This is a genomic window from Actinomadura latina NBRC 106108 (assembly GCF_001552195.1).
Taxonomy (GTDB): Bacteria; Actinomycetota; Actinomycetes; order Streptosporangiales; family Streptosporangiaceae; genus Spirillospora; species Spirillospora latina.
In genome coordinates this window covers 1-24,813 of sequence record NZ_BCQS01000049.1, presented here as the reverse complement: position 1 = coordinate 24,813, position 24,813 = coordinate 1, and the positions used below count along the sequence as shown (strand labels likewise).

General features: G+C 73.5%; 13 protein-coding genes and 1 riboswitch. Of the genes, 12 read left to right on the top strand and 1 reads right to left on the bottom strand.

Features of this window, described 5'->3' with window-relative positions:
- Nucleotides 1-232 precede the first annotated feature (232 nt).
- From AL2_RS35350 to hpnH, 9 genes are all read left to right on the top strand, one after another.
- Complete coding sequence (locus AL2_RS35350) at nt 233-1,045, top strand: SAM-dependent methyltransferase (protein WP_067641597.1); 813 nt, start codon at nt 233-235, stop codon at nt 1,043-1,045.
- 97 nt (nt 1,046-1,142) lie between these two features.
- Nucleotides 1,143-2,066 (top strand): helix-turn-helix domain-containing protein, encoded by a 924-nt coding sequence (locus AL2_RS35345; RefSeq protein ID WP_245667131.1) that lies wholly within the window; start codon nt 1,143-1,145, stop codon nt 2,064-2,066.
- A 328-nt stretch (nt 2,067-2,394) separates the two neighbouring features.
- Nucleotides 2,395-3,252: a squalene synthase HpnC gene (gene hpnC, locus AL2_RS35340; RefSeq protein WP_067641593.1), complete on the top strand. Its 858-nt coding sequence runs from the start codon at nt 2,395-2,397 to the stop codon at nt 3,250-3,252.
- 4 nt (nt 3,253-3,256) lie between these two features.
- Entirely contained in the window at nt 3,257-4,117 is an 861-nt protein-coding gene (hpnD, locus tag AL2_RS35335) for a presqualene diphosphate synthase HpnD (RefSeq protein WP_067641591.1), read from the top strand.
- Nucleotides 4,114-5,460, top strand: a complete 1,347-nt coding sequence (gene hpnE / locus AL2_RS35330; RefSeq protein ID WP_067641588.1) for a hydroxysqualene dehydroxylase HpnE — start codon at nt 4,114-4,116, stop codon at nt 5,458-5,460. The genes hpnD and hpnE overlap by 4 nt, the downstream gene beginning before the upstream one ends.
- On the top strand, nt 5,457-6,467 hold the full coding sequence (locus tag AL2_RS35325) for a polyprenyl synthetase family protein (protein ID WP_067641586.1): 1,011 nt from the start codon (nt 5,457-5,459) through the stop codon (nt 6,465-6,467). The genes hpnE and AL2_RS35325 overlap by 4 nt, the downstream gene beginning before the upstream one ends.
- 30 nt (nt 6,468-6,497) lie before the next feature.
- On the top strand, nt 6,498-8,363 hold the full coding sequence (shc, locus tag AL2_RS35320; protein ID WP_067641584.1) for a squalene--hopene cyclase: 1,866 nt from the start codon (nt 6,498-6,500) through the stop codon (nt 8,361-8,363).
- On the top strand, nt 8,360-9,844 hold the full coding sequence (gene ispH / locus AL2_RS35315; RefSeq protein WP_067641582.1) for a 4-hydroxy-3-methylbut-2-enyl diphosphate reductase: 1,485 nt from the start codon (nt 8,360-8,362) through the stop codon (nt 9,842-9,844). The genes shc and ispH overlap by 4 nt, the downstream gene beginning before the upstream one ends.
- On the top strand, nt 9,841-10,845 hold the full coding sequence (gene hpnH / locus AL2_RS35310) for an adenosyl-hopene transferase HpnH (protein ID WP_067641580.1): 1,005 nt from the start codon (nt 9,841-9,843) through the stop codon (nt 10,843-10,845). The genes ispH and hpnH overlap by 4 nt, the downstream gene beginning before the upstream one ends.
- Nucleotides 10,846-10,935: 90 nt before the next feature.
- Here hpnH and AL2_RS35305 read toward each other — a convergent pair whose 3' ends face one another.
- Entirely contained in the window at nt 10,936-11,556 is a 621-nt protein-coding gene (locus tag AL2_RS35305; RefSeq protein WP_067641578.1) for an NlpC/P60 family protein, read from the bottom strand.
- Nucleotides 11,557-11,564: 8 nt separating this feature from the next.
- Nucleotides 11,565-11,705, bottom strand: a riboswitch (cyclic di-AMP (ydaO/yuaA leader).
- Between the two features lie 461 nt (nt 11,706-12,166).
- On the opposite strand from AL2_RS35305, the gene AL2_RS35300 reads away from it, so the two are divergent.
- From AL2_RS35300 to AL2_RS35290, 3 genes are all read left to right on the top strand, one after another.
- Entirely contained in the window at nt 12,167-21,493 is a 9,327-nt protein-coding gene (locus AL2_RS35300) for a non-ribosomal peptide synthetase (RefSeq protein ID WP_157438572.1), read from the top strand.
- A 2-nt stretch (nt 21,494-21,495) separates the two neighbouring features.
- Nucleotides 21,496-22,722, top strand: coding sequence for an NAD(P)/FAD-dependent oxidoreductase (locus AL2_RS35295; protein WP_067641574.1), 1,227 nt, complete (start codon nt 21,496-21,498; stop codon nt 22,720-22,722).
- 330 nt (nt 22,723-23,052) lie between these two features.
- Nucleotides 23,053-24,813 (top strand): type I polyketide synthase (locus AL2_RS35290; RefSeq protein ID WP_281181654.1); only part of this gene is annotated, 1,761 nt, incomplete at its 3' end.

Genomic DNA, 24,813 nt, shown 5'->3' with positions numbered 1-24,813 from the left:
GGGCCGGCTCGGCCGCCCTGACGCCCATTCCAAGATCATGAGCGTGTCCGGTCACTGCCGTCACGAAAACCTCTGGAGTTTCGCGCGCCGGTATTTCGTCAATGTCCTGAATGCCGATGTGCCCGGAGCCGAATTCCGCGTTTCCGGGCGGCTCCCGGGCGGCGGGTCTAGGTTTGCGGGAGACGTACGGGAGAGACGGAGCCGTACCATCCCCCGAAGGAGCGTCCCACCGATGACGGATGCCACCGGCGGCCCGGACCAGCGGCCGGAGACGAAGATCAACACTGATGTTCCGCAGTCGGCCCGCATCTGGAACTACTGGCTCGGCGGCACCGACAACTACGAGATCGACCGGCTCGCGGGCGACGAGTACGTCGCGCTCTATCCCGGGATCGTGGACATCGCGCGCGCCGGCCGCTACTTCATGGACCGCGCGATCCGGTTCCTCGCCCTCGAACGCGGAATCCGGCAGTTCATGGACTGCGGGACCGGGCTCCCGACCGTCGACAACACCCACGAGATGGCCCAGCGCGCCGCCCCCGACGCGCGGGTCGTCTACGTCGACAACGACCCGCTCGTCCTCGCGCACGCCCGCGCCCTGCTGACGGGCACCCCCGAGGGCCGGACGTCCTACATCGACTGCGACCTGCACGACCCCAAGACGATCATGGCGCGGGCGGCGGAGATCCTCGACCTGTCCCAACCCGTCGCGCTGCTGCTGATCGGGGTCATGGGGCACATCGTCGACCCCGCCGAGGCGTTCGGCGTCGTGCGCGGGCTGCTGGAACCGCTGGCGCCCGGGAGCTACCTGATCCTGCACGACTCCACCGACCAGAACGCGGCGTTCAACGCGGCCCAGCGCTCCTACGACGAGACGGGCGCCATCCCGTTCCGGCTGCGGAGCCCCGAGTTCATCCGCGCCTACTTCGACGGGCTGGAGATGGAGGAACCGGGCCTCGTGACGAGTGGTGCGTGGCGGCCCGAGGTGAAGGGGATCGACGCCGAAGATCTTCCGACCCTGTGCGCGGTGGCGCGGAAACCCTGACGCGGAGGCAAGGTCGCGCAACGTTTCCTCCCGGCCGCGTTGCGTGAAGCTATAGTGAGGACGGTCGTCCGGCCGATCCCCCCGACGAGGAGCCCCCTTGGCCTCCGTCACGAGCACGAGCACGAGCACCGGCAGCAGGCAGTCAGGCGCGCGACCGGCGCGTACCCGGGCGGCACGCCCGCACGGGGACCCGCTCGTCCCCCGGATGCTGCTCGGCAGGCGGCTCCGCGAGCTGCGGGAGCGGTCCGGGCTCTCCCGGCCGGACGCCGGACGGATCGTGCAGGCCTCCGAATCCAAGATCACCCGGCTGGAGCTGGGCCGCGCCGGGAGCAGGCCGCGCGAGATCGCCCGGCTGCTGGCCTGCTACGGCGCCGACGCCGACGAGCGCACCACCCTGCTCGCCCTCGCCGAGCAGACGACCGCCCGCGCCTGGTGGCACGACGACGGCGACATCGTCCCGTCCTGGGTGCGCCCCTACCTGAGCGCCGAGCAGGCCGCCAAGCTGGTCCGCACGTTCGAGGCCCAGTTCGTGCCCGGCCTGCTGCAGACCGAGGACTACGCCCGCGCGGTGATCGGCCGCGGCAGCCCCGCGGCCGAGGTCGAGCGGCGCGTGGAGTTCCGGCTGCGGCGCCAGCGCGTGCTGCGCCGCCGGCCGCGCCCGCTCAACCTGTGGGTCGTGCTGGACGAGCAGGCGCTGTGGCGCCCGGTCGGCGGCTCGGAGACGATGCGCGGGCAGATCCGGCACATCATCGAGCTGTGCCGGCGGCCGAACGTCACCGTCCAGATCGCCCCGTCCGGCAGTTCCGGCAGGGTCACCGGGGACGGGCCGCTCACCCTCGTCCGGTTCCCGCAGCAGGGGCTGCCCGACATGGTGTACCTGGAGCGCGCCGGCCGCGCCCGCTACCCGGTGCGGCGCGCGGAGATCGAGCGGCACTGGCACGTCTTCAACACGCTGGTGACCGAGGCCGCGCCGCCCGAGCGGACGCCGCGGATCCTGGCCGGGCTGCTCGCCACCTTCTGAACTTTTACCATCGGCGCCGGCCGCCGGGAATGAGACCCGGGTCTCGCGAAAATGAGCCTCGGGGTTAGACGCAAGACTCGCCTCCAGTCCAATATCACGGAACGGGAAAAAGTGCTGACCAGCGGTGATCCGCGGGTGCGGCGATCACATATTCCCGGCTGACCACTTCCGGCCTCTCTCCACAAATTACGGCTATTCGGGAGGGTTCTCGGGGCGGTTCGGGGACGTACGTCACAGGGGCCTCATGATGGGCCATGTTTACCGGGCCTTCGCCCGGATACCGGGCATCGATGAACGCCCCGCGCCGCCGCCGCCCCGAAGGAACGCCATGTCCGTCAGCGAGCGTTTGTGGAACGAGTCCGAGGAACGCCGCGCCCGGATCGAACTGCAGTCCCGGGAGAACTTCCCGGTCGCGACCCGGCTCCTGCCCGCACGCCACCGCGCGCATCTGCTGAACGTCTACGGCTACGCCCGGCTCGTGGACGACATCGGTGACGAGGCGCCACCGGACGAGCGCGCCGAATTGCTCGACCTGGTGGAACGCGACCTCGACCGCGTCTACGCGAGCACCGCGCCGGAACTGCCCGTCATGCGGGACCTGTCCCGCACCATCGCCGCATGCCGGATCCCCGCGGAGCCGTTCCGCCGGCTGCTGGAGGCCAACCGCCGCGACCAGGAGGTCACCCGGTACGCGACCTTCGACGACCTGCTCGGCTACTGCGCGTACTCCGCCGACCCGGTCGGGCACATCGTCCTGCACGTGTTCGGCGCCGCCACCCCCGGCCGGCTCGCGCTGTCGGACAAGGTGTGCACCGCCCTGCAGATCATCGAGCACTGCCAGGACGTCGGCGAGGACCACCGCAACGGCCGCGTCTACCTGCCCGCCGACGACCTCCGGCGGTTCGGCTGCACCGAGGACGACCTGGCCGCGGCGGCCACGCCCACGCGGCTGCGCGGCGTCGTCGCCCTCCAGGCCAAGCGGGCGGGAGGGCTGCTGAACGAGGGCGCCGCCCTCACCGGCCTGCTCCGCGGGTTCGCCCGCGTCGCCGTCGCCGGGTACGTCGCGGGCGGACTCGCCGCCCTCGCCGCCCTGGACCGCGGCGCCTACGACGTCCTGGGGAGCCCGTTACGGCCGAGGAAAGCGCGGCTGCTCGCCGAGTGGTCGCGGACTCTGGGAAGGAGATGAGGGGATGGACGCTCCCGGCGCCTACCAGCACTGCGAGAACATCGTGCGCTCGCAGGCGCGCAACTTCTCGTACGGGATCCGGCTGCTTCCCGCGCCGAAGCGGCGCGCGCTGAGCGCCGTCTACGCGTTCGCCCGGCGCATCGACGACATCGGCGACGACCACGACGCGCCGCCCGCGACCCGGCTGTCGAAGCTGGGCGACGAGCGCGAGCGGCTGGCCGGCGCGGACGCCCACCCGTCCGACCCGGTGCTCGTCGCGCTGACGGACGCCGCGCACCGCTACCCGATCCCGCTGGAGGCGTTCGGCGAGCTGATCGACGGCTGCGAGGCCGACGTCCGCGGCCAGACCTACGACACGTTCGACGACCTGCTCTGGTACTGCCGGTGCGTCGCCGGCACGGTCGGGCGGCTCTCGCTCGGCGTGTTCGGCACGTCCGACCCGGAGACGGCCGTGCCCCGCGCGGACGCGCTCGGCGTCGCGCTGCAGATGACGAACATCCTGCGGGACGTCCGGGAGGACGGGCTGAGCGGCCGCGTCTACCTGCCCGCCAAGGACCTCGCCAGGTTCGGCTGCACGCTGGAACGCGACCAGGACGGCCGCCCCGCCGACGACCCGGAGCGGCTGGCGGCCCTCATCCGGTTCGAGGCGGACCGGGCGGAGGAGTGGTACGCGACCGGGCTCGAACTGCTGCCCATGCTGGACCGGCGCAGCGCCGCGTGCGCGGGGGCGATGGCCGGCATCTACCGGCACCTGCTGAAACGCATCAAGGCCGACCCGCTGACCGCGCTCGGCACCCGCACCTCCCTGCCGGCCTGGGAGAAGGCCGCCGTCTCGGCGATGGCCATGTCGGGAGTCCGGCGATGAGCAGCGGGGAGGTCGCGATCGTCGGCGGCGGCCTCGCCGGGGTCACGACGGCACTGGCGCTCCAGGAGACCGGGATACGCGCGACGGTCTACGAGGCGCGCCCCCGGCTCGGCGGAGCCACGCACTCCTTCACCCGCGACGGGCTGACCGTCGACAACGGGCAGCACATCTTCCTGAAGTGCTGCTCGGCGTACCGGGGGCTGCTCGCCCGGCTGGGCGCGGCGGACCGGGTCCGCGTCCAGGACCGCTTCGACGTCCGCGTCCTCACCCCGGACGGCGCCGGCGGGCGGCTGCGCCGCGCCAAGGCCCCGGGCCCGCTGCACCTGCTGCCCGCGCTCGCCGGCTACCGGCTGCTGTCGCCCGCCGACCGGCTGCGCGCCGTCCGCGCGTCGCTCGCGCTCGACCGGCTCGACACCGGCGACCCGGCGCTGGACCGGGTCGGCATGGGCGGCTGGCTCGCCGCCCACGGCCAGCGGCCGCGGGCGCGCGACGCGCTCTGGGACCTGTTCGTCACGGCCGCGCTCAACATCCGGCTGGACGACGCCGCGCTCGGGCCCGCCGCGATGGTCTGCCAGACCGCGCTCCTCGGCCGCTCCGACGCCGCCGACGTCGGGGTGCCCACGATCCCGCTCGGGGACCTGCACGGCACCATCGCCGCCGCGAAGATCAGGCGCGGCGGCGGGCGGATCGAACTGGGCGCGAAGGTGACGGCGATCGACGCCGGGCCGAAGCTCGTGGTGAACGGCTCCCCGGTGGGCGCGGACGCCGTCGTGGTGGCGGTGCCGCACCGGGCGGCCTCGTCGCTCGTCCCCGAGGAGGCGTCCCCGGACCGGGCGAGGTGGGGCGGCCTCGGCTCCAGCCCCATCGTGAACGTCCATGTCGTCTACGACCGGCCCGTGCTGGACGAGCCGTTCGTCGCGGCGGTCGGCTCGCCCGTCCAGTGGGTGTTCGACCGGACCGCCGTGAGCGGCCTGCAGGGCGCCGGCCGGTACCTCGCGGTCTCGGTCTCGGCGGCCGACCGCTGGATCGACGTGCCCACCGCCGAACTGCGCGAGGTGTACCTCGCCGAACTCGCGCGGCTGCTCCCGGCCGCCCGCCGCGCCCGCGTCACCGACTTCTTCGTGACGCGGGAACGGCACGCGACATTCCGCCAGAGCCCCGGCAGCGGCGCGCTGCGCCCCGCGTCCGCGACCCGGCTGCCGTGGCTGTTCCTCGCCGGCGCGTGGACGGACACGGGCTGGCCCGACACGATGGAGGGAGCCGTGCGAAGCGGCCTCACCGCCGCCCGCCTCGTCCGGCGGCACCTGCAGCAGGTGCGGACCGACGAGGTGAGCGGCCGATGACCACCATTCCCACCTCGATCACCGACGGGCGCGCGCTCGTCGACCAGGCGATGCGCGCGGCCGCGGAGCGGCTCGACCCGTGGACCCGCCGCGTCGTCGCCTACCACCTCGGCTGGACCGACGAGAACGGGCGGCCGGCGGAGGCGGGCGGGAAGGCGCTGCGCCCGGCGCTGGCGCTGCTGTCCGCCCGCGCCGCCGGGGCGCCCTGCGAGACCGCGCTGCCCGGCGCGGTCGCCGTCGAGTTCGTGCACGCGTTCTCGCTGCTGCACGACGACATCATGGACGGCGACCGGACCCGCCGGCACCGTCCCGCCGCGTGGACGGTGTTCGGCCCGTCCGCCGCCATCCTCGGCGGCGACGCGCTGCTCGCGCTGTCGGAGGAGCTGCTGCTCGACGAGCACACGCGGGGCGCGCACTGGGCGGCGCGCGCCCTGGCCGCCGCCACCCAGCGGCTCATCTCCGGGCAGGCGTCCGACCTCGGGTTCGAGCAGCGCGACGGCGTGTCGCTGGACGAGTGCGTCACGATGGCCGCCGACAAGACGGGCGCGCTGCTGGCCTGCGCCAGCTCGATCGGCGCGATGCTCGGCGAGGGGCCGACGCGGCTGGTCACCGGGCTGACCGGGTTCGGCGCCGAGATGGGCCTCGCGTTCCAGCTGGTGGACGACCTGCTCGGCATCTGGGGCAGCCCGGACACGACCGGCAAGCCCGTCCTGTCCGACCTGCGGGCGCGGAAGAAGTCGCTGCCGGTGGTGTACGCGCTGAACGCCGGGACGCGGGACTCCGAGCGCCTCGCCGAGCTGTACGGGAAGCCGGACCAGCCGTCCGAGGACGTCCTGCACGAGATGGCGCGGCTCGTCGAGGCCGCCGGCGGCCGGGACTGGGCCGCCGCCGAGGCCGACCGCCGCATCGCGTCCGCCGAGCGCCACCTCGGCGAGTCCGGGATGGAGGACCACGTGGCCGCCGAGTTCCGCGACATCGCCCTGTTCGTCACCTCCCGGGACCACTGACCCGGCCACGCGCGCGAAGGAGACCGCTGAATGACCACGACGGAAGCTCCGGGGCTCACCGGCGCGGCGGCCGCGGCCGTCGAGGCGGCCCGCGATCACCTGCTCGGCCTGCAGTCGCCCGAAGGCTGGTGGAAGGCCGAGCTGGAGACCAACGTCACCATGGACGCCGAGGACCTGCTGCTCCGCCAGTTCCTCGGCATCCGCACCGAGGCGGAGACGCGGGAGGCGGCGCGCTGGATCCGCTCGCGGCAGCGCGCCGACGGGACGTGGGCGAACTTCCACGGCGGCCCCGCCGACCTGTCCACCACGATCGAGGCGTACATCGCGCTGCGGCTCGCCGGCGATCCGGTGGACGCCGACCACATGCTCGCCGCCGCCAAGTTCGCGCGGGACGCGGGCGGCATCGAGGGCAGCCGGGTCTTCACCCGGATCTGGCTGGCGCTGTTCGGGCACTGGTCGTGGGACGACCTGCCGGTCATGCCGCCGGAGCTGATGTTCCTGCCGAGCCGGGTGCCGCTGAACGTCTACGACTGGGCGTGCTGGGCGCGGCAGACGATCGTCCCGCTGACGATCCTCGGGTCGCTGCGTCCCTCCCGCTCGCTGCCGGTCGACCTGGCGGAACTGCGCAGCGGCGTCGTCCCGGCGGACGACGCGAAGGGCTGGGGACGGGCGTTCAACGCGCTCGACCGCGTCCTGCACGTGTACGAGAAGGCGCCGGTGCGCCCGCTGCGCCGGGCCGCGATGCGCCGCGCCGCCGACTGGATCATCGCCCGGCAGGAGGCCGACGGCTGCTGGGGCGGGATCCAGCCGCCCTGGGTGTACTCGCTGATGGCGCTGAACGCGCTCGGCTACGGCCTCGACCACCCGGTCATCAAGCGCGGGCTGGACGGCCTGGAGCGGTTCACGATCCGGGACGAGAAGGGCCGCCGGCTGGAGGCGTGCCAGTCGCCGGTCTGGGACACCGTCCTCGCCATGAACGCGCTCGGCGACGCCGGGGCCGCCCCCGGCGACCCGGCGCTCCTGCGGGCGGCGCGCTGGGTGGTGGACGAGGAGGTCCGGGGGCCCGGCGACTGGTCGGTGCGCCGGCCGGGCACCCCGCCGGGCGGGTGGGCGTTCGAGTTCGACAACGACGTCTACCCCGACACCGACGACACCGCCGAGGCGATCCTGGCGCTGCGCAAGGTGTCGCTGCCGGAGGCCGAGGCGCCCATCGAGCGGGCCGTCCGGTGGCTGAACGGGATGGCGTCGCGGGACGGCGGCTACGCCGCCTTCGACGCCGACAACACCCGCGAGCTGTGCACCAAGCTGCCGTTCTGCGACTTCGGCGCCGTGATCGACCCGCCGTCCGCGGACGTCACCGCCCACGTCGTCGAAGCGCTCTCCAAGGAGGGCCTCGCGGAGTCGGCCGTGGTGAAGCGCGCCGTCGTGTGGCTGCTGAAGGCGCAGGAGGCGGACGGGTCGTGGTTCGGGCGCTGGGGCGCCAACCACGTGTACGGGACCGGCAGTGTCGTGCCCGCGCTGATCGCCGCCGGGGTCCGCCCGGAGAAGCCCGCGATCCGCCGTGCCGTGGCCTGGCTGGAGGAGCACCAGAACGGCGACGGCGGCTGGGGCGAGGACCTGCGCTCCTATGACGACCCCGCGTGGATCGGGCGCGGCGAGTCCACCGCGTCGCAGACGGCGTGGGCGCTGCTGGCGCTGCTCGCCGCCGGTGAGCGCTCCGCCGCCGTGGACGCCGGCGTCCGGTGGCTCGTCCGGAACCAGCGCCCGGACGGCAACTGGGACGAGGACCAGTTCACCGGCACCGGGTTCCCCGGCGACTTCTACATCAACTACCACCTCTACCGGCTGGTGTTCCCGATCAGCGCCCTCGGCCGCTATCTGGCAGGTGCCGCATGAGCCGGCTCGTCGTGTGCGCGGCGCTCGGCGCCGAGGCCCGGGCCCTCGCGCAGGACGGCCTGCGGGTCGTCCGGACCGGGAGGGGCCCCGCCAGGGCGGGGGCCGCCGCCGCGGACCTGCCGGAGCACGACGCGCTCGCCGTCGCCGGCTGCGGCGGCGCGCTGGACGAGCGGCTCCGGCCCGGCGACCTGTTCGTCGCCACCGAGGTCCGGGGCCCGTCCGGGACCGTGCCCTGCCGCTCGGCGGAGCCGCTCGCCGGGCTGCTGGAACGTTCGACGGGCGCGACCGTCCACCGCGGGCCGCTCGTCACCCTGGACCACGCCGCGACCGGCGCGGAACGCGCCGACCTCGCCGCCGGCGGGGCCATGGTCGCCGACATGGAGTCCGCGGCGCTGGCCGCGGCGGCGGGGGACCGGCCGTTCGCGGTGGTGCGCGCCATCGCCGGCACCCCCGCCCGGCCGGCGGCCGGACCCGCCGCGCTCACCGGCGGGACGGCCGCGCTGCGCCGGCTGCGGGCCGCCGGCCCGGCGCTGCGCGAGTGGGCGGACGCGGCCGGCCCGCGCCGGCTGCTGCTCGCCGGGCCCCGCTCGTTCTGCGCGGGCGTGGAGCGCGCCATCGAGATCGTGGAACGCGCGCTCGACCTGCACGGCCCGCCCGTCTACGTGCGGAAGCAGATCGTCCACAACACCCATGTCGTGGACGGCCTGAGCCGCCGCGGCGCCGTCTTCGTGGACGAGCTGGACGAGGTCCCGCCCGGCTCGGTGACGGTGTTCTCCGCGCACGGCGTCGCGCCCGCCGTCCGGGACGAGGCCGGCCGCCTCGGGCTGCGGGTCGTCGACGCGACCTGCCCGCTGGTGTCCAAGGTGCACGCGGAGGCCCGCCGGTTCTCCGCCTCGGGGCACCTGGTCGCGCTGATCGGGCACGCCGGGCACGAGGAGGTCGAGGGCACCCTCGGCGAGGCGCCCGCCTCGACCGCCCTGGTCGAGACGCCGGACGACGTCGCGGCCCTGCCGGCGGACCGTCCCGTCGCCTACCTCACCCAGACCACCCTCGCCGCCGACGAGGCGGGCGAGGTGGCGGCCGCCATCACCGGCCGGTTCCCGGACGCGGTCGGCCCGCACACCGACGACATCTGCTACGCCACCACCAACCGGCAGCGGGCCGTCGCCGGCGTCGCCCGCGACAGCGACCTGGTGCTCGTCGTCGGCTCGGCCAACTCGTCCAACTCCCGCCGCCTCGTCGAGGTGGCCGAGAGCCACGGCACGCCCGCCGTTCTCATCGACGGGCCCGCGGACGTCCCGCTGCGGCGGCTCAAGGGCGCCCGCGTCGTCGGGCTGACGGCGGGGGCGTCCGCGCCGCCGGCCGTGCTGGACGCGGTGGCCGACGTCCTGCGCGGGCTCGGGCCCGTCGAGACCGAGGAGCACACGGTCGCGGTGGAGACGACCGAATTCACCCTGCCAAAGGAGGTCCGAACACCATGAGCATGCCGCTTCGCCAGAGCCTTCGCATCGGAACCTATATCCTCCGCAACAAGATGCGCGGCAGGGAGAAGTATCCGCTCATCGCCGAACTGGAACCGCTGTTCGCGTGCAATCTCGCCTGCGCGGGCTGCGGGAAGATCCAGCACCCGGCCGACACGCTGAAAAGGCGCATGCCCGTCGAGCAGGCCGTCGCCGCCATCGAGGAATGCGGCGCGCCGATGGTGTCGATCGCGGGCGGTGAACCGCTCATGCACCCGCAGATCCACGAGATAGTGAACGAGCTCGTGAAGCGCAAGAAGTTCGTCTTCCTGTGCACGAACGCGGTGCTCATTCCCCGCCATATCGACAAGTTCACGCCGTCGCCGTACTTCGCGTGGGCGGTGCACATCGACGGGCTGCGGGAGCGGCACGACGAATCCGTCTGCAAGGAGGGCGTCTTCGACGACGCCGTCGCCGCCATCAAGGAGTGCCAGCGGCGCGGCTTCCGGGTCACCACCAACACGACCATCTTCAACACGGACACGCCGCAGACCGTCATCGACGTCATGAACTACCTCAACGACGACCTGAAGGTCGACGAGATGATGATCTCGCCGGGGTACGCCTATGACAAGGCGCCCGACCAGGAGCACTTCCTCGGCGTCCAGGAGACCCGCGAATTGTTCAGCAAGGCGTTCGCCGGCGGGAACCGCAAGCGCTGGCGGCTCAACCACTCGCCGCTGTTCCTGGACTTCCTGGAGGGCAAGGTCGACTTCCCGTGCACGGCGTGGGCGATCCCGTCCTACTCGCTCTTCGGCTGGCAGCGTCCCTGCTACCTGATGTCGGATGGCTACACGCAGACCTACCAGGAACTCCTCGACGAGACCGACTGGGAGTCCTACGGCCGGGGCCGCGACCCGCGCTGCGCCAACTGCATGGCGCACTGCGGCTACGAGCCCACGGCGGTCATGGCCACCGTCGGCTCCCTGAAGGAGTCCATCCGGGCCATGCGCGACACCTGACCGGAGTGCCCGGAATCGCGGGCCCGGAGAGCAGGAACTCGCCCCCGCTCTCCGGGCCCGCCGTTCCGCTGGGAACGACCGGGACGCCCCTCAGGCGTCGCTGAGCTTCACCGGGCGGTAGGCCTTGTACTCGCTGCCGGACGACAGGCCGTAGTCGCGCGTCCGGTAATCGGTACCGTAACGGCCGCGCTGCTCGTACGCCCAGTAGGACGTGTGCTCGCCGTCGGCCCACTTCTCGAAGATGACGACGTGCCGGGTCGTGTTGGTGCCCTCGGCGTCCATGACGAGGTCGCCCTTCTTGAGCTCGGACATCTTGATGCGCTCGGTGAACCGCGACGACGTCAGCCCGACCGTGTTCGGCCCGGGCTTCGGCAGCCCCAGAGTCATGGCGACGAATCCGGAGCAGTCGGTCCGGTAGCCCTCGTGGTAGCCGGTCTGGCTGTAGGGCACCCGGTCCCCGGAGTGCGGATTCCACGCCTTGGCGCGTTTGATGACCTGCGACCGCTCGTCCGGCTCGGACTCGGCCGGCGCGGCCTTCCGCGGCTTCGGAATGGTGTGGACGGCGGCGACCGTCGTGCCCGGCTCCTGCGGCGCCTTCACCGCGTGCACGCTCGTGGCGGCCACACCGAACACGGCGAGACCGACCAGTGCGCCATTGGCGCGGGGGCTCAGGCCGAGACGGCCCGAACGTTTGCTGTGCTTGCCTTTCAAAGGGGGGCTCCTTCTTCCATATGCCGCCTACCGGGTTAGCTGACGGGTTCGGACGTGGAAGTCGCCCTACGGCCTGGAGGCAGGCCGATTCACCCCGGTGAGGGTGGGTCCCCGGCTCCGCGCGAAGGCGGACTCGGCGGTGCCGCTGCGATACGAGAGCGGCGCTGCTGTGTTGTCAGGCCCTGACGAAGGGCGCGGGCGGAACGCGGTCTTCACGCGCCGCCGGACGGCGCATGGACCGCGCCGCCACCACCGGCCATGCCGGGTGGGGCAAGAACGCCTGGTGAGCGCCTTGGCGGAGGTCAAGTTACTCAAACCATCAAGAGTTGGCAAACCGCGCCAAAATCAAACGTGCAGCTCAGCGGGTCCGGGAGGGGCCGCCGCGGGGCCCGCCGGAGGCCGGGTGCGGAGGATCCGCACGCGGCCGGAGCGCCGTCCGCTCTGGCTTTCACCGCGCCGGGACGCGGATACTCGCCCCGCCACGGCCTTTCCGGGACCGGGCGGGCGACGGCTCCGGAGCGTCACCGAGGCCCGCCCCGGGAACCGTGCCGCTGGACATCGGCCTGCCGTCGCCGGACGAAGCGGTCCAACCAGGAACGGAGCTGTTGTCGTGACCCCACCCCCTGCGGACCGAAGCGAGCCGGCCCGGCAGCTGGAGTACTGGCGCGGTGAGCTGGCGGGTGTGGTGCAGCCGACGGAGCTCCCGGCCGACCGGGCGCGGCCGGCGGTGGCGGGTCCGGACGGCGGGACGGTGGACGTCGAGCTGCGGCCCGCGCTGGCGGCGGCCGCGGCGGAGCTGGCGGGCGCCCGCGGCGCGACGGTTTCGATGGTCTTCCAGTCGGCGTTCGCGGTGCTGCTGTCTCGGCTGGGCGCCGGCGACGATGTGGTCATCGGCTCGCTGGCGGCCGGCCGGACCGATCCGTGGGTGCTGCGGGTGGACCTGTCGGGGAGCCCGGCGTTCGGCGTGGTGCTCGACCGGGTTCGGGAGAAGACGCGCGCGGCCGGTGAGAATGCGGATGTGCGGTTCGAGCGCCTGGTGGAACTGCTGGATTTCGAGCGGTCGCCGGCGTACCACCCGCTGTTCCAGGTGATGTTCGTGCCGTCCGGCGCCGCCCCCGTGGAACCGGCCGGATGTGATCTGACACTGACGATGAACGAGTTCCGCCCGGAACCCGGAGACGGGACGCCGCCGGGACGCCTGGCGTACTCGGCGGAGCTGTTCGACCGGGAGACGGCCGAGGAGATCGCCGAGCGGTTCGTCCGGGTGCTGGAGCAGGTGGTGGCCGACCCGGCGGTGCCGGCCGCCGTGGTGGACGTGCTGCTGCCGGCCGAGCGGGACCGGCTGATGCCGTCCGCCGAGGCGCCGGGCGCCGGGGACGCGCCGGACGCCGCCGGCGCCACGGTCATGTCGCTGGTGGCGCGGCAGGTGGAGGCGTCCCCGGGTGCCGTCGCCGTGGTGTGCGACGGCGCGGAGCTGACGTACCGCGAGCTCGATGTCCGGGTCTCGGCGCTGGCGCGGCGGCTCGCGGCGGCGGGCGTGGGTCCGGACGTGCTCGTGGGCGTGGCGCTGCCGCGGACGATGGACCTCGTGGTGGCCGTCCTGGCGGTGTGGCAGGCGGGCGGCGCCCACCTGCCGATCGACCCGCGGTACCCGGGCGGGCGGCTGGACGCGGTGCTCGCCGACGCGCGGCCCCGCCTGGTCGTCGTGGACGGGACGACGGAGGGCACGCTGCCCGCCGGCGTCCCCCGCCTGCGGGTGGACTCCCAGGCCGGGCCGCACGAGGACGCCGCCCCGCGCGCCGCCCGGCCGGAGAACCTGGCGTACGTGATCTACACGTCCGGCTCGACGGGCGAGCCGAAGGGCGTCGGGATCTCGCAGCGCAACGTCGTCGCGGCGGCGGGCGAGCTGGCCGCCCGCGCCGGGATCGGCCCGGGTTCGCGGGTCCTGGCGAGCACGTCGGTGGCCTTCGACGTGTCGGTGTTCGAGCTGCTCTCGACGCTGATCAGCGGCGGCTGCGTCGAGCTGGTGCGGGACGTGCTGGTGCTGGCCGAGCGGGCGGAGTGGTCGGGCGGCGTGATCTCGACGGTCCCGTCGGTGTTCGCGGAGCTGCTGGACGAGATCGCCGGCCGGGTGCGGGTGGAGACGCTGGTGTTCGCCGGCGAGGCGCTGCCGATGTCGCTGGTGAACCGGGTGCGCGCGGTGTGGCCGGACGTCCGGGTGGTGAACTCCTTCGGGCAGTCCGAGACGTTCTACGACTCGGTGTTCGAGGTCCCGGCCGGCGTCCACCCGGACGGGCCGGTGCCGATCGGAAGCCCGCTGGACGGCGTCCGCATGTACGTCCTCGGGCCCGGCCTGCGCCCCGTCCCGGTGGGCGTGACCGGTGAGCTCTACGTCGGCGGGGACGTCGTGGGCCGCGGCTATCTCCGGCGCCCCGGCCTGACCGCGTCCCGGTTCGTCGCCGACCCGTTCGGTGAGCGGCCCGGCGGCGTCCTGTACCGCACCGGCGACCTCGTGCGGCGGCTCCCGCCGTCCGGCGCCGGCGGAACCGGCGACCTGGAGTACGCCGGCCGCGCCGACGAGCAGGTCAAGGTGCGGGGCATCCGCATCGAACCGGCCGAGGTCGAGGCGGCCCTGCTGGCCCACCCGCGGGTCGGGCGGGCCGCGGTGGTGGCGCACGGCGCGGACGCCGCGAAGAGGCTGGTGGCGTACGTGGTCCCGGCGCGCGCGGCGGAGCGGGCGCCGGCCGCGGTCGACGTGGACGAACTCCGCCGCCACGCCGCCGCGCGGCTGCCGGAGTTCATGGTCCCGGCCGTCACCATGGTGCTGGACCGGTTCCCGCTGACGCCCAACGGGAAGCTCGACCGCAGGGCCCTGCCGGCGCCGGAGGCCGCGAACCGCCCCTACCGCGCGCCGCGGACCGCGCGCGAGGACGCCCTCGCCGGGCTGTTCGCGGAAGTGCTGGGCGTGGACCGGGTCGGCGTCGACGACGACTTCTTCGCGCTCGGCGGCCAGTCGCTGCTCGCCACCCGGCTGATGGCCCGCGTCCGCGCCACCCTGGACGCCGAGTTCCCGATCACCGCGATCTTCGACTCCCCGACGGTGGCCGGCCTCGTCGCCCGGCTGTCGGACGGGCGGACGCGGCCGCCGCTCGTCCCGGTGGAGCGCCCCGAGCGGGTGCCGCTCTCCTACGCCCAGCAGCGGCTGTGGTTCATCCACAAGTTCGAGGGCCCGTCCGCCACCTACAACATCCCGTTCGCGGTCCGGCTGTCCGGCGAGGTGGACCGCGCCGTGCTGGAGGCCGCGGTCACCGACGTCATCGTCCGGCACGAGAGCCTGCGGACGCTGTTCCTGGAGGACGCGTCGGGCATCGGCCACCAGCGCGTCCTGCCGCCGGAACGGGTGGTCTTCGAACTGCCGCAGGTCGACGTGGACGCGGCCGGCCGCGACGCCGCGGTGACCGCCGTGGTCCGGCATCCCTTCGACCTGGCGGCGGAGATCCCCGTCCGCGGCCGGCTGCTGCGGATCGCCGACGGCGCCGGCGGGTGCACGCACCTACTCGTGATGATCGTGCACCACATCGCCGGCGACGGCGCGTCGATGCCCGCGTTCGCCCGCGACATCGCGGTGGCGGCCGGCGCCCGCGCCGCCGGGCGCGAGCCGGACTGGGCCCCGCTGCCCGTCCAGTACGCCGACTACGCGCTGTGGCAGCGGGCCCTGCTGGGCGACGAGTCCGATCCCGCGAGCCTCGTCGCGCGGCAGCTGGAGTACTGGCGCGACGAGCTCGCGGACGTGGTGCAGCCGATGGCGCTGCCGGCGGACCGTCCCCGGCCCGCGGTGGCGAGCCTGCGCGGCGCGATGGTCGATTTCGAGCTGCGGCCGGACCTGGCGGCCGCGATCGAGAGCCTGGCGGGCGGCCGGGGGATGACGGCGTCGATGGTGCTGCAGTCGGCGTTCGCGGTGCTGCTGTCCCGGCTGGGCGCGGGCGACGACGTCGTGATCGGCTCGCCGATCGCGGGACGCACCGACGAGGCGCTGGCCGACCTGATCGGGTTCTTCGTCAACACGTGGGTGCTGCGCGTCGACCTGGCGGGGAACCCGTCCTTCGGCTCGGTGCTGGACCGGGTCCGGGCGAGGGCGCTCGCGGCGTACGAGAACCAGGACGTCCCGTTCGAGCGGCTGGTGGAACTGCTCAACCCGGAGCGGTCGCGGGCGTACCACCCGCTGTTCCAGGTCATGTTCGTGCTGCAGGACGCCGGCTGGGTGCATCCGGCGGGCGCCGAGTCCGGCTGGGCGCTGGAGCCCGCGGTCACCGAGACCGCCAAGTTCGATCTGACGATGACGATGAACGAGGTGCGCGCGGAGTCGGGGGACCGGACGCTGGCGGGCCACCTGGAGTACGCGGTCGACCTGTTCGACCCGGAGACGGCCGAGGAACTGGCACGGCGGTTCGTGCGGGTGCTGGAGCAGGTCGTGGCCGACCCGGCGGTGCCCGTCGCGGTGGTCGACGTGCTGCTGCCGGACGAGCGCGACGCCCTGGTGCCGTCCGGCCGGAGCGCGGTCACCGCCGGCGACGCGGCGACCGTGGTGTCGCTCGTGGCGGGCAGGATGGCGGAATGCCCCGGTGCGGTGGCGGTTGAGTGCGACGGCGTGGAGTTGGCGTACCGGGACCTGGACGCGCGGGCGTCGGCGCTGGCGCGGCGGCTGGCGGCGGCGGGCGTGGGCCCGGACGTGCTGGTGGGCGTGGCGTTGCCGCGGTCGGCGGACCTGGTGGTGGCGTTGCTGGCGGTGTGGCGGTCCGGCGGCGCGTACCTGCCGATCGACCCGCGGTATCCGAGCGCGCGGCTGGATGCGGTGCTGACTGCCGCACGGCCGCGCGTGGTGCTGGTGGACGGCTCGACCGAGCGGTTGCTGCCGTCCGGTGTCCGGCGCATGTTCGTCGATCCCGGCGAGGGCGAGGGCGAGGGCGGCGACGGCGCGGGTGCGGGCGGGGTCGTGCGTGGTCCGCGGCCGGAGAACCTGGCGTACGTGATGTTCACGTCCGGGTCGACGGGCGAGCCGAAGGGCGTCGGGATCTCGCACCGGAACGTCGCCGCGGTGGTGGAGGAACTGGCGGCCCGAGCGGGGATCGGTGCGGGTTCCCGGGTGCTGGCCGGGACGTCGGTGGCCTTCGACGTGTCGGTGTTCGAGATCTTCTCGACGCTCGTGAGCGGTGGATGCGTCGAGGTCGCGCGGGACGTGCTGGTGCTGGGCGAGCGGGAGAAGTGGTCGGGCGGCGTGATCTCGACGGTCCCGTCGGTGTTCGCGGAGCTGCTGGACGAGGTCGCCGACCGGGTGCGGGTGGAGACGCTGGTGTTCGCCGGCGAGGCGCTGCCGTCGTCGCTGGTGAACCGGGTGCGCGCGGCGTGGCCGGACGTCCGGGTCGTGAACTCCTTCGGCCAGTCCGAGACGTTCTACGACTCGGTGTTCGACGTCCCCGCCGGGGTCCTCCGCGACGGGCCGGTGCCGATCGGAAGCCCGCTGGACGGCGTCCGCATGCACGTCCTCGGACCGGGACTGGTGCCGTGCCCCGCGGGTGTGACCGGCGAACTCTACGTGGCCGGTGACGTGGTCGGCCGCGGCTATGCCGGACAGGCCGGCCTGACCGCGTCCCGGTTCGTCGCCGACCCGTTCGCCGCGGCGCCCGGCGGCCGGATGTACCGGACCGGGGACCTCGTCCGCCGCCGCCCGTCCAGGCCGGGGACGCCGGGGGCCGGCGAGCTGGAGTACGCCGGGCGCGCCGACGTCCAGGTCAAGGTGCGGGGCATCCGCATCGAACCGGCCGAGATCGAGGCGGTCCTGCTGGCGCACCCGATGGTGTCGGCGGCCACCGTGGTCGTGCTCGACACCGGCACCGTGAAACGGCTGGTCGGCTACGTCGTCCCGGTGCGGGCGGCGGACCCGGGCGCCACCACCCCGGCGGGCGCGGGCGCGGGCTTCGACGTCGCGTTCGACACCGTCCCGATCGACCCGCGCGGGCTGCGCCAGTACGTGGCCGCCCGGCTGCCGGAGTTCATGGTCCCCGCGGCGTTCGTGGTCCTGGACCGGATGCCGCTCACCCGGAACGGGAAGCTGGACCGCGCGGCCCTGCCCGCCCCCGTCTTCGAGAGCACCGGCTACCGGGCGCCCCGGACCCCTGCCGAGGTCCTGATCGCCGGCATCTACGCGGACGTCCTCGGTGTGGACCGCGTCGGCGCCGACGACGACTTCTTCGCCGTCGGCGGCGACAGCATCCGCTCCATCCAGGTGGTGGCCCGCGCCCGCGCGGCCGGGCTGAGCATCACCACGCAGGACGTGTTCGCGCACGGCAGCGTCGCCGACCTCGCCGCCGTCGCCGGCCGGGCGGCCGGACGCGAGGTACTGGAGGAGCTCGACGGCGGCGGGGTCGGACGCATGCCGCTGCTGCCGATCGCCCGTTTCCTGCTCGACTCCGGCCCGCACATCTCCCGCTACACGCAGGCGATGCTGCTCGAACCGCCGATCGGCATCGACCCCATCGGGCTGGCCGTGACACTGGACGCCGTCCTGGACCGCCACGACATGCTCCGTGCACGGCTGGTCCCCGCCACCGACACCGCCACCGACAGCGATGCCGCCACTGATGCGGGCGCCGTCATCGAGGTCGATCCGCCGGGCACCACCGCGGCGGCCGGGCTGATCCACCGGGTCGAGATGGCGGGCGATCCCGGCGACCCGGCCGCGGTGGAGGCCGTCCGCGCCGGATTCGACGCCGCCGCCGGACGCCTGGACCCCGCCGCCGGCGTGCTGGTCCAGTGCGTGTGGTTCGACCACGGGCCGGGACGGCGCGGACGGCTGGCGATCGTCGCGCACCACCTCGCCGTCGACGCGGTGTCCTGGCAGATCCTGGTGACCGACCTCAACACCGCCTGGCAGCGGGTGCGGCTCGGCAAGTCCGCCGCGCTGCCGCCGGTGGGCACCTCCGCGCGGCGCTGGTCGCACGCGCTGCGGGACGAAGCGGTGTCGCAGGCCCGCGCCGCCGAACTGCCGCGCTGGCTGGACACGGTCCGCGGCCCCGACCCGCTGCTCGGCGACCGTCCGCTCGATCCCGCCGTCGACGTGGTGTCGACCGTCCAGCGGGTGCGGGTCGCGCTGCCCGCCGCCGCGACCGAAGCGGTCCTGACCACGCTGCCCGCCCGGTTCCGCGCCGGCGCCAACGACGGCCTGCTGACCGCGCTGGCGCTGGCCGTCGCGGTGTGGCGCGGCCGTCGCGGCGCGCCCGAACCCAGCACGCTCCTCCGCCTGGAGGGACACGGCCGCGAGGAGTCGGCCGTCGACGGCGCCGAACTGTCGCGCACGGTCGGCTGGTTCGCCACCCTGTTCCCCGTCCGGCTCGACGTCGGCGGCATCGACCTCGCCGAGGCGATGCGCGGCGGGCCCGCCGCCGGCCGCGCGATCAAGGCGGTGAAGGAGCAGCTGCTGGCGATCCCCGGCAAGGGGATCGGCTACGGGCTGCTGCGCCACCTGAACCCGGAGACCGCCCCGGCGCTCGCCGCGCACCCGACCGGGCAGATCGCGTTCAACTACCTCGGCCGGGTCTCCGCCGGCACGGCGCCCGGTCACGAGAACGGCGCGGCGTGGCGGCCGGTGCCGGGCGGTGAGGAAATCGCCCCGGCGCTGGACGCGGACATGCCCGTCTCCGCGACGGTCGACATCGGAGCCGCCGTCACCGACGGGCCCGGCGGGCCGGCGCTGCGCGCGAGCTTCGGCTTCCCGGCGGGCGCGATCACCCGGGACGCGGTGCGGGAGCTCGCCGAACTCTGGATCGAGGCGCTCACCGGCCTGGCCCGGCACGTGGGGGACCCGGACGCGGGCGGGCTCACCCCCTCGGACGTCCCGCTCGTCCCCCTGCGGCAGCGGGAACTCGAAGAGCTGGAACGGGCCCACCCGGGTCTCGCCGACGTGTGGCAGGTGACCCCGATGCAGGCGGGCCTGCTGTTCCACGCCGACCTCGCCGACGCGGGCTCGGACGTCTACCACGTGCAGTACGTGTTCCATCTCCGCGGCGCGGTCGACCCGGCGCGCCTGCGCGACGCCGGGCGGACGCTGCTGGACCGGCACGCGATCCTTCGCTCCGCGTTCGTGACCACGCCCGGCGGCGCGACCGTGTCGGTGATCCGCAGGGCCGTCGAGCTGCCCTGGCAGGACGTCGACCTGACCGCGCTGGACGACGCGGAACGTCCCGCCGCCTTCGAGCGGCTGCTGGAGGCCGACCGCGCCGCCGGCTTCGACATGGCCGAGCCGCCGATGCTGCGCCTCATGCTGGCCGTGACCGGGCCCGAGCGGTACGAACTCGTCCTGACCGCGCACCACGTGCTGTTCGACGGCTGGTCGCTGCCGCTCCTGCTGCGGGACCTGCTGTGGGTGTACGCCGCCGGCGACGACTCCGAACTGCCGCGAGTGCCGAGCTACCGGACCTTCCTGGCGTGGCTGGCGGCGCGGGACCGGCAGGAGTCGGTGGACGTCTGGCGGACCGAACTGGACGGTGTCACCGAACCGACCCTGCTGGCCGGCGCGGCGAGCCCGCCGACCGCCGGCGTCCACGACGTCGAGCAGATCGAGGTGCCGCTGCCGGTGGACGCCGCGCGCCGGCTCGCCCGCCGGGCCGCCGACCTCGGCATCACCCCGAACACCGTCGTGCAGGGCGCCTGGGCGCTGCTGCTGGCCACGATGACCGGACGGACCGACGCGATCTTCGGCGCGACCGTGTCGGGCCGTCCGGCCGAGCTGCCGGACGTGGACGCGATGCTGGGCCTGTTCATCAACACCGTCCCGGTGCGGGCCCGCTGCGCCCCCGGGCTCACCCTCGCCGAGTACCTCGCCGACCTGCAGGCCCGGCAGACGGCGCTGGTGGACCACCAGTACATCGGCCTGACGGAGATCTACGAGGCGCTGGCGGTCCGGTCGCTGTTCGACACCCTGCTGAGCTTCGACTCCTACCCGGTCGACCAGGCGGGACTCGTCCAGGCGAACCTGCAGACCGGCATGACGATCACCGGCCTGCGCACGGTCGCCGCCAACAACTTCCCGATGGCGGTCGTCGCGGCCGCGGACCCGGAGCTGCGGGTGTCGCTCAAGTTCCGCACCGACGTGTTCGACCGAGCGGCGGTGGAGCTCATCGCCGCGCGGATGGTGCGGGTCTTCGAAACGGTGGCCGACGCCCCCGGCACCCGCCTGGGCGCCCTCGACCTGCTCGAACCCGACGAGCGGACGCGGATCCTCCGGCCGTTCGCCGACATGCCGGTGCAGCCGCGCGTCCCGGCGGAACCCTGGGCCGGCGACCTCGCCGCCGCCGGATCGGCGGTCGTCCTGGGGCCCGCCCTGCGGCCCGTGCCGGTCGGCGCGGTCGGCGAACTGTACGTCACCCGCGCCCCGGACACCGGCGGGCCCGGCGATGGGCCCGGCGAAGGGCCCGGCGAAGGGCCCGGCGATGGGCCCGCGGAGACGGCGTCGCGTTTCGTCGCCGCCCCGCTGCCGGACATACCGGGCGCCCGCCTCTACCGGACCGGCGCCCTGGTGCGCCGCGTCGAGGACGGACTGGAATACGTCGGCCCGGCGAACGGGAGAACCGCCGCCGCCGCGCCGGACCGGGAGTCCGGAAGGAATCACCGGGCGCCCCGCAATCCCGGCGAGGAGGTTCTCGCCGGACTGTTCGCCGAGGTGCTGGGGCTCGACCGGATCGGCATCGACGACGACTTCTTCGCATTCGGCGGCCACTCGCTGCGAGCCACCTGGCTGATCAGCCGGATCCGCTCCGTCATCGGTGTCACCGTGACGATGCGGACCATATTCGAATTCCCGACGGTCGCGCAGCTGGAACCGGAACTGCGCAATTCCGCAACGTCCACTCGTCCGAAACTCCGGCGGATGAGGGAGGAGTAGCCATGGCGTCGGAAACCTACGATGCCGTCATCGTGGGGGCGCGCTGCGCGGGCGCCTCGGCGGCGCTCCTGCTGGCCCGGCAGGGCCGCAGGGTCCTGCTGATCGACCGCATGGGATTCCCCTCGGACGTCATGTCCACCCTCTACATCCACCCGCCGGGCACGGCCCTGCTGGCCCGCTGGGGTCTGCTCGACGCCGTCGCGGCCTCGGGATGCCCGCCGCTCGACACGGTCTCCTACGACGTCGCCGGCCTGCGGCTGACCGCGTCCACCCCGTCCACGCCGTACTCCACCGTCACCTACGCGCCGCGCCGCCACGTCCTCGACGACCTGCTGGTGCGGGCCGCGATCGACGCCGGCGCCGACTTCGCCGACCGGACCGGCCTCCGCGAGGTCGTCCGCCGCGACGACCGGGTCACCGGCGTACGGATCCAGACCCCCGGCGGCCTCGAATCCGTGCCCGCGAGACTCGTGATCGGCGCAGACGGCCGCGGCTCGCGCCTCGCGTCCCTGGTGGACGCCCCGTTCCGCAGAGTCGACGACCTGGCCAGCTGCGTCTACTACAGCTGCTGGCAGGGCGTCCGCAGCGGGTTCGGCTACCACGAGCGCCCCGACAGCTGGATCGCGCGGATCCCCACCCACGACGGCGTGACCATGGTCGCCACGTACTTCCCGCAGGACCGCTTCCAGCGCATCCGGCGCGACCCGGCGGCCGCGCACCTGGAATCCATCGAACGGAACGCACCGGACCTGCACGAGCAGCTCGCCGGCGCCGAGCGCGTCGAGCGGCTGAGCGGAACCGGCGACCAGCAGAACTTCTTCCGCCGCCCGCACGGCCCCGGCTGGGCGCTGATCGGCGACGCCGGGCACCATCTCGACTCGATCACCGCGCGGGGCATCACCAACGCCCTCACCCAGGCCCAGCTCATCTCCGACGCGCTGGCCGGCCAGGACCTCGACGACGCCTCCGGCACCGACACCCGCCTGGCCGGCTTCGCGAAGGAGACCTACGACCTTCTCAGCGAGCCGTACCAGATGGCCCTGGACCTGGCGAAACTGCGGCTCACCGAATCGCGGGCGGCGCTGCTGCGCGCCATCGCCGGCGCACCCGGTCTGGCCGACCGGTATTTCGCCATGATCGCCGGCGTCATCGACAGATCCGAATTCTTCACCCCCGAGGTCGTCGACCTGCTGCCCGCCTCCGCGTCCTGGACGAGCCCGCACCCGTAACGAGCCGGCCGGTGCAACGAGCCGGTCGGTTCGCGAGGGCAGACAATCGCCGCCCTCGCCGATAGTCTCCGAAATTGGAGCGTGCCCCACGCCGAAATCGCGATCAGAACCCGTAGCTCGCATTCTTTCAAGCCGAGGGTGTCATTGTTATATAGGCAATGAATGTGTCTGGCGCGCAGTGCGTACAGGCCGTCCGGCAGGGCGTACAGGCCGTCCGGGCGCCGGGCAGGTGCCGCTGCTCCCGCAGCTGAGGCATGACCCGCGGCCGTCCCGATCAGCCCGCTGCCGCCGCACCGAACGTCCCGCACCCGATACAGAGATGGATTCGCTGTGAGTGCTTCGAAGGAAGACCTTCTCGGCGCCCTTCGCCATGCGGCGAAGGAAGTCGTCGCGCTACAGCGACGCAACGCCGAACTGATGGCGAAGAGCTCGGATCCTGTTGTGGTGGTGGGGATGGGGTGCCGTTATCCGGGGGGTGTGACGTCGCCGGAGGGTTTGTGGGCCCTGGTGTGTGGGGGTGGTGAGGGTATCGGTTCGTTCCCGTCGGATCGGGGTTGGGATGTGGAGTCGGTGTTCGATCCGGACCCGGATGTGCCGGGCAAGTCGTATGTGTGTCGTGGCGGGTTTTTGGATGATGTGGCGGGTTTTGATGCGGGGTTTTTTGGGGTGTCGCCGCGGGAGGCGGTGGCGATGGATCCGCAGCAGCGGTTGTTGTTGGAGGTGTCGTGGGAGGCGATTGAGCGGGCCGGGATCGACCCGCTGACGCTGCGTGGCTCCCAGACCGGAGTGTTCACCGGAGTAATGGGCCACGACTATGCCCGCTCCACCGAGGGACCGACTGACGGCGTGGAGGGCTTCGGCACCGGGGTGATGGGGTCGGTGGTGTCGGGTCGGGTGTCGTATGTGCTGGGTTTGGAGGGCCCGGCGGTGTCGGTGGATACGGCGTGCTCATCGTCGTTGGTGGCGTTGCATTTGGCGGCGCAGGCTCTTCGTGGTGGGGAGTGTGATTTGGCGCTTGCTGGTGGTGTGACGGTGATGGCGACGCCGGAGACGTTTGTGGAGTTTTCGCGGCAGCGGGGGTTGGCGGTGGATGGGCGGTGTAAGGCGTTTGCGGAGTCGGCGGATGGGACTGGTTGGGGTGAGGGTGTGGGTGTGCTGGTGTTGGAGCGGCTTTCGGATGCGCGGCGGGCGGGTCGTCGGGTGTTGGCGGTGGTGGCGGGGTCGGCGGTCAATCAGGACGGCGCTTCTAATGGGTTGACGGCGCCGAATGGCCCGTCGCAGCAGCGGGTGATCCGGGCGGCGCTGGACGCCGCCGGCCTGACTGCGGGTGATGTGGATGTGGTGGAGGGGCACGGGACCGGGACGGTGCTGGGGGATCCGATCGAGGCGCAGGCTTTGCTGGCGACCTATGGGCGGGACCGTTCAGTGGGTGGTGAGCCGTTGTGGTTGGGGTCGTTGAAGTCCAATGTCGGTCATACGCAGGCGGCTGCGGGTGTGGGTGGTGTGATCAAGATGGTGCAGGCGCTGCACCATGGTGTGCTGCCCAAGACGCTGCATGTGGATGCCCCGTCCTCGCATGTGGACTGGGATGCGGGCCGGGTGGAGTTGCTGACCGAGACCCGCGACTGGCCGGATGTGCCACGGCCCAGGCGCGCCGGGGTCTCCTCGTTCGGAGTCTCGGGCACCAACGCCCACGTCATCATCGAGCAAGCCCCCGAGTCGGCCGCTGTGGAGGAACCGCCAGGAGACTCGGGAACCGCGGACGCCGCGCCGACTGAGACGGCTCCGGTCCCGGGGGAGCTCGAGATGTTGGCGGCTGCAGGCAAGTCCGAGATGCCGGGCGTGTGGGTGGTGTCGGGCAGGTCGCGGGAGGCGCTGGCGGGTCAGGCCGGAGCGCTCGCGGAGTGGCTGGCCGAGGACGGCGCCGATGCGGACATGACTGACGTCGGCTTGTCCCTGTCGCGACGCTCCCTCTTCGAGCACCGTGCGGTGCTGTTCGGCGCGGACAGAGGCGAGTTGGCGGCGGGATTGGACGATCTTGCCGCCGGCCGGGAGAGTTCGGCGGTGGTGGTTGGAGGGGCTCAACCTGTT

Bases quoted from the DNA above. Each gene is read 5' to 3' on its own strand.
- hpnE (WP_067641588.1), top strand. From the start codon at position 4,114: ATGAGCAGCGGGGAGGTCGCGATCGTCGGCGGCGGCCTCGCCGGGGTC.
- AL2_RS35350 (WP_067641597.1), top strand. From the start codon at position 233: ATGACGGATGCCACCGGCGGCCCGGACCAGCGGCCGGAGACGAAGATC.
- hpnC (WP_067641593.1), top strand. From the start codon at position 2,395: ATGTCCGTCAGCGAGCGTTTGTGGAACGAGTCCGAGGAACGCCGCGCC.
- hpnH (WP_067641580.1), top strand. From the start codon at position 9,841: ATGAGCATGCCGCTTCGCCAGAGCCTTCGCATCGGAACCTATATCCTC.
- AL2_RS35325 (WP_067641586.1), top strand. From the start codon at position 5,457: ATGACCACCATTCCCACCTCGATCACCGACGGGCGCGCGCTCGTCGAC.
- AL2_RS35295 (WP_067641574.1), top strand. From the start codon at position 21,496: ATGGCGTCGGAAACCTACGATGCCGTCATCGTGGGGGCGCGCTGCGCG.
- shc (WP_067641584.1), top strand. From the start codon at position 6,498: ATGACCACGACGGAAGCTCCGGGGCTCACCGGCGCGGCGGCCGCGGCC.
- hpnD (WP_067641591.1), top strand. From the start codon at position 3,257: ATGGACGCTCCCGGCGCCTACCAGCACTGCGAGAACATCGTGCGCTCG.
- ispH (WP_067641582.1), top strand. From the start codon at position 8,360: ATGAGCCGGCTCGTCGTGTGCGCGGCGCTCGGCGCCGAGGCCCGGGCC.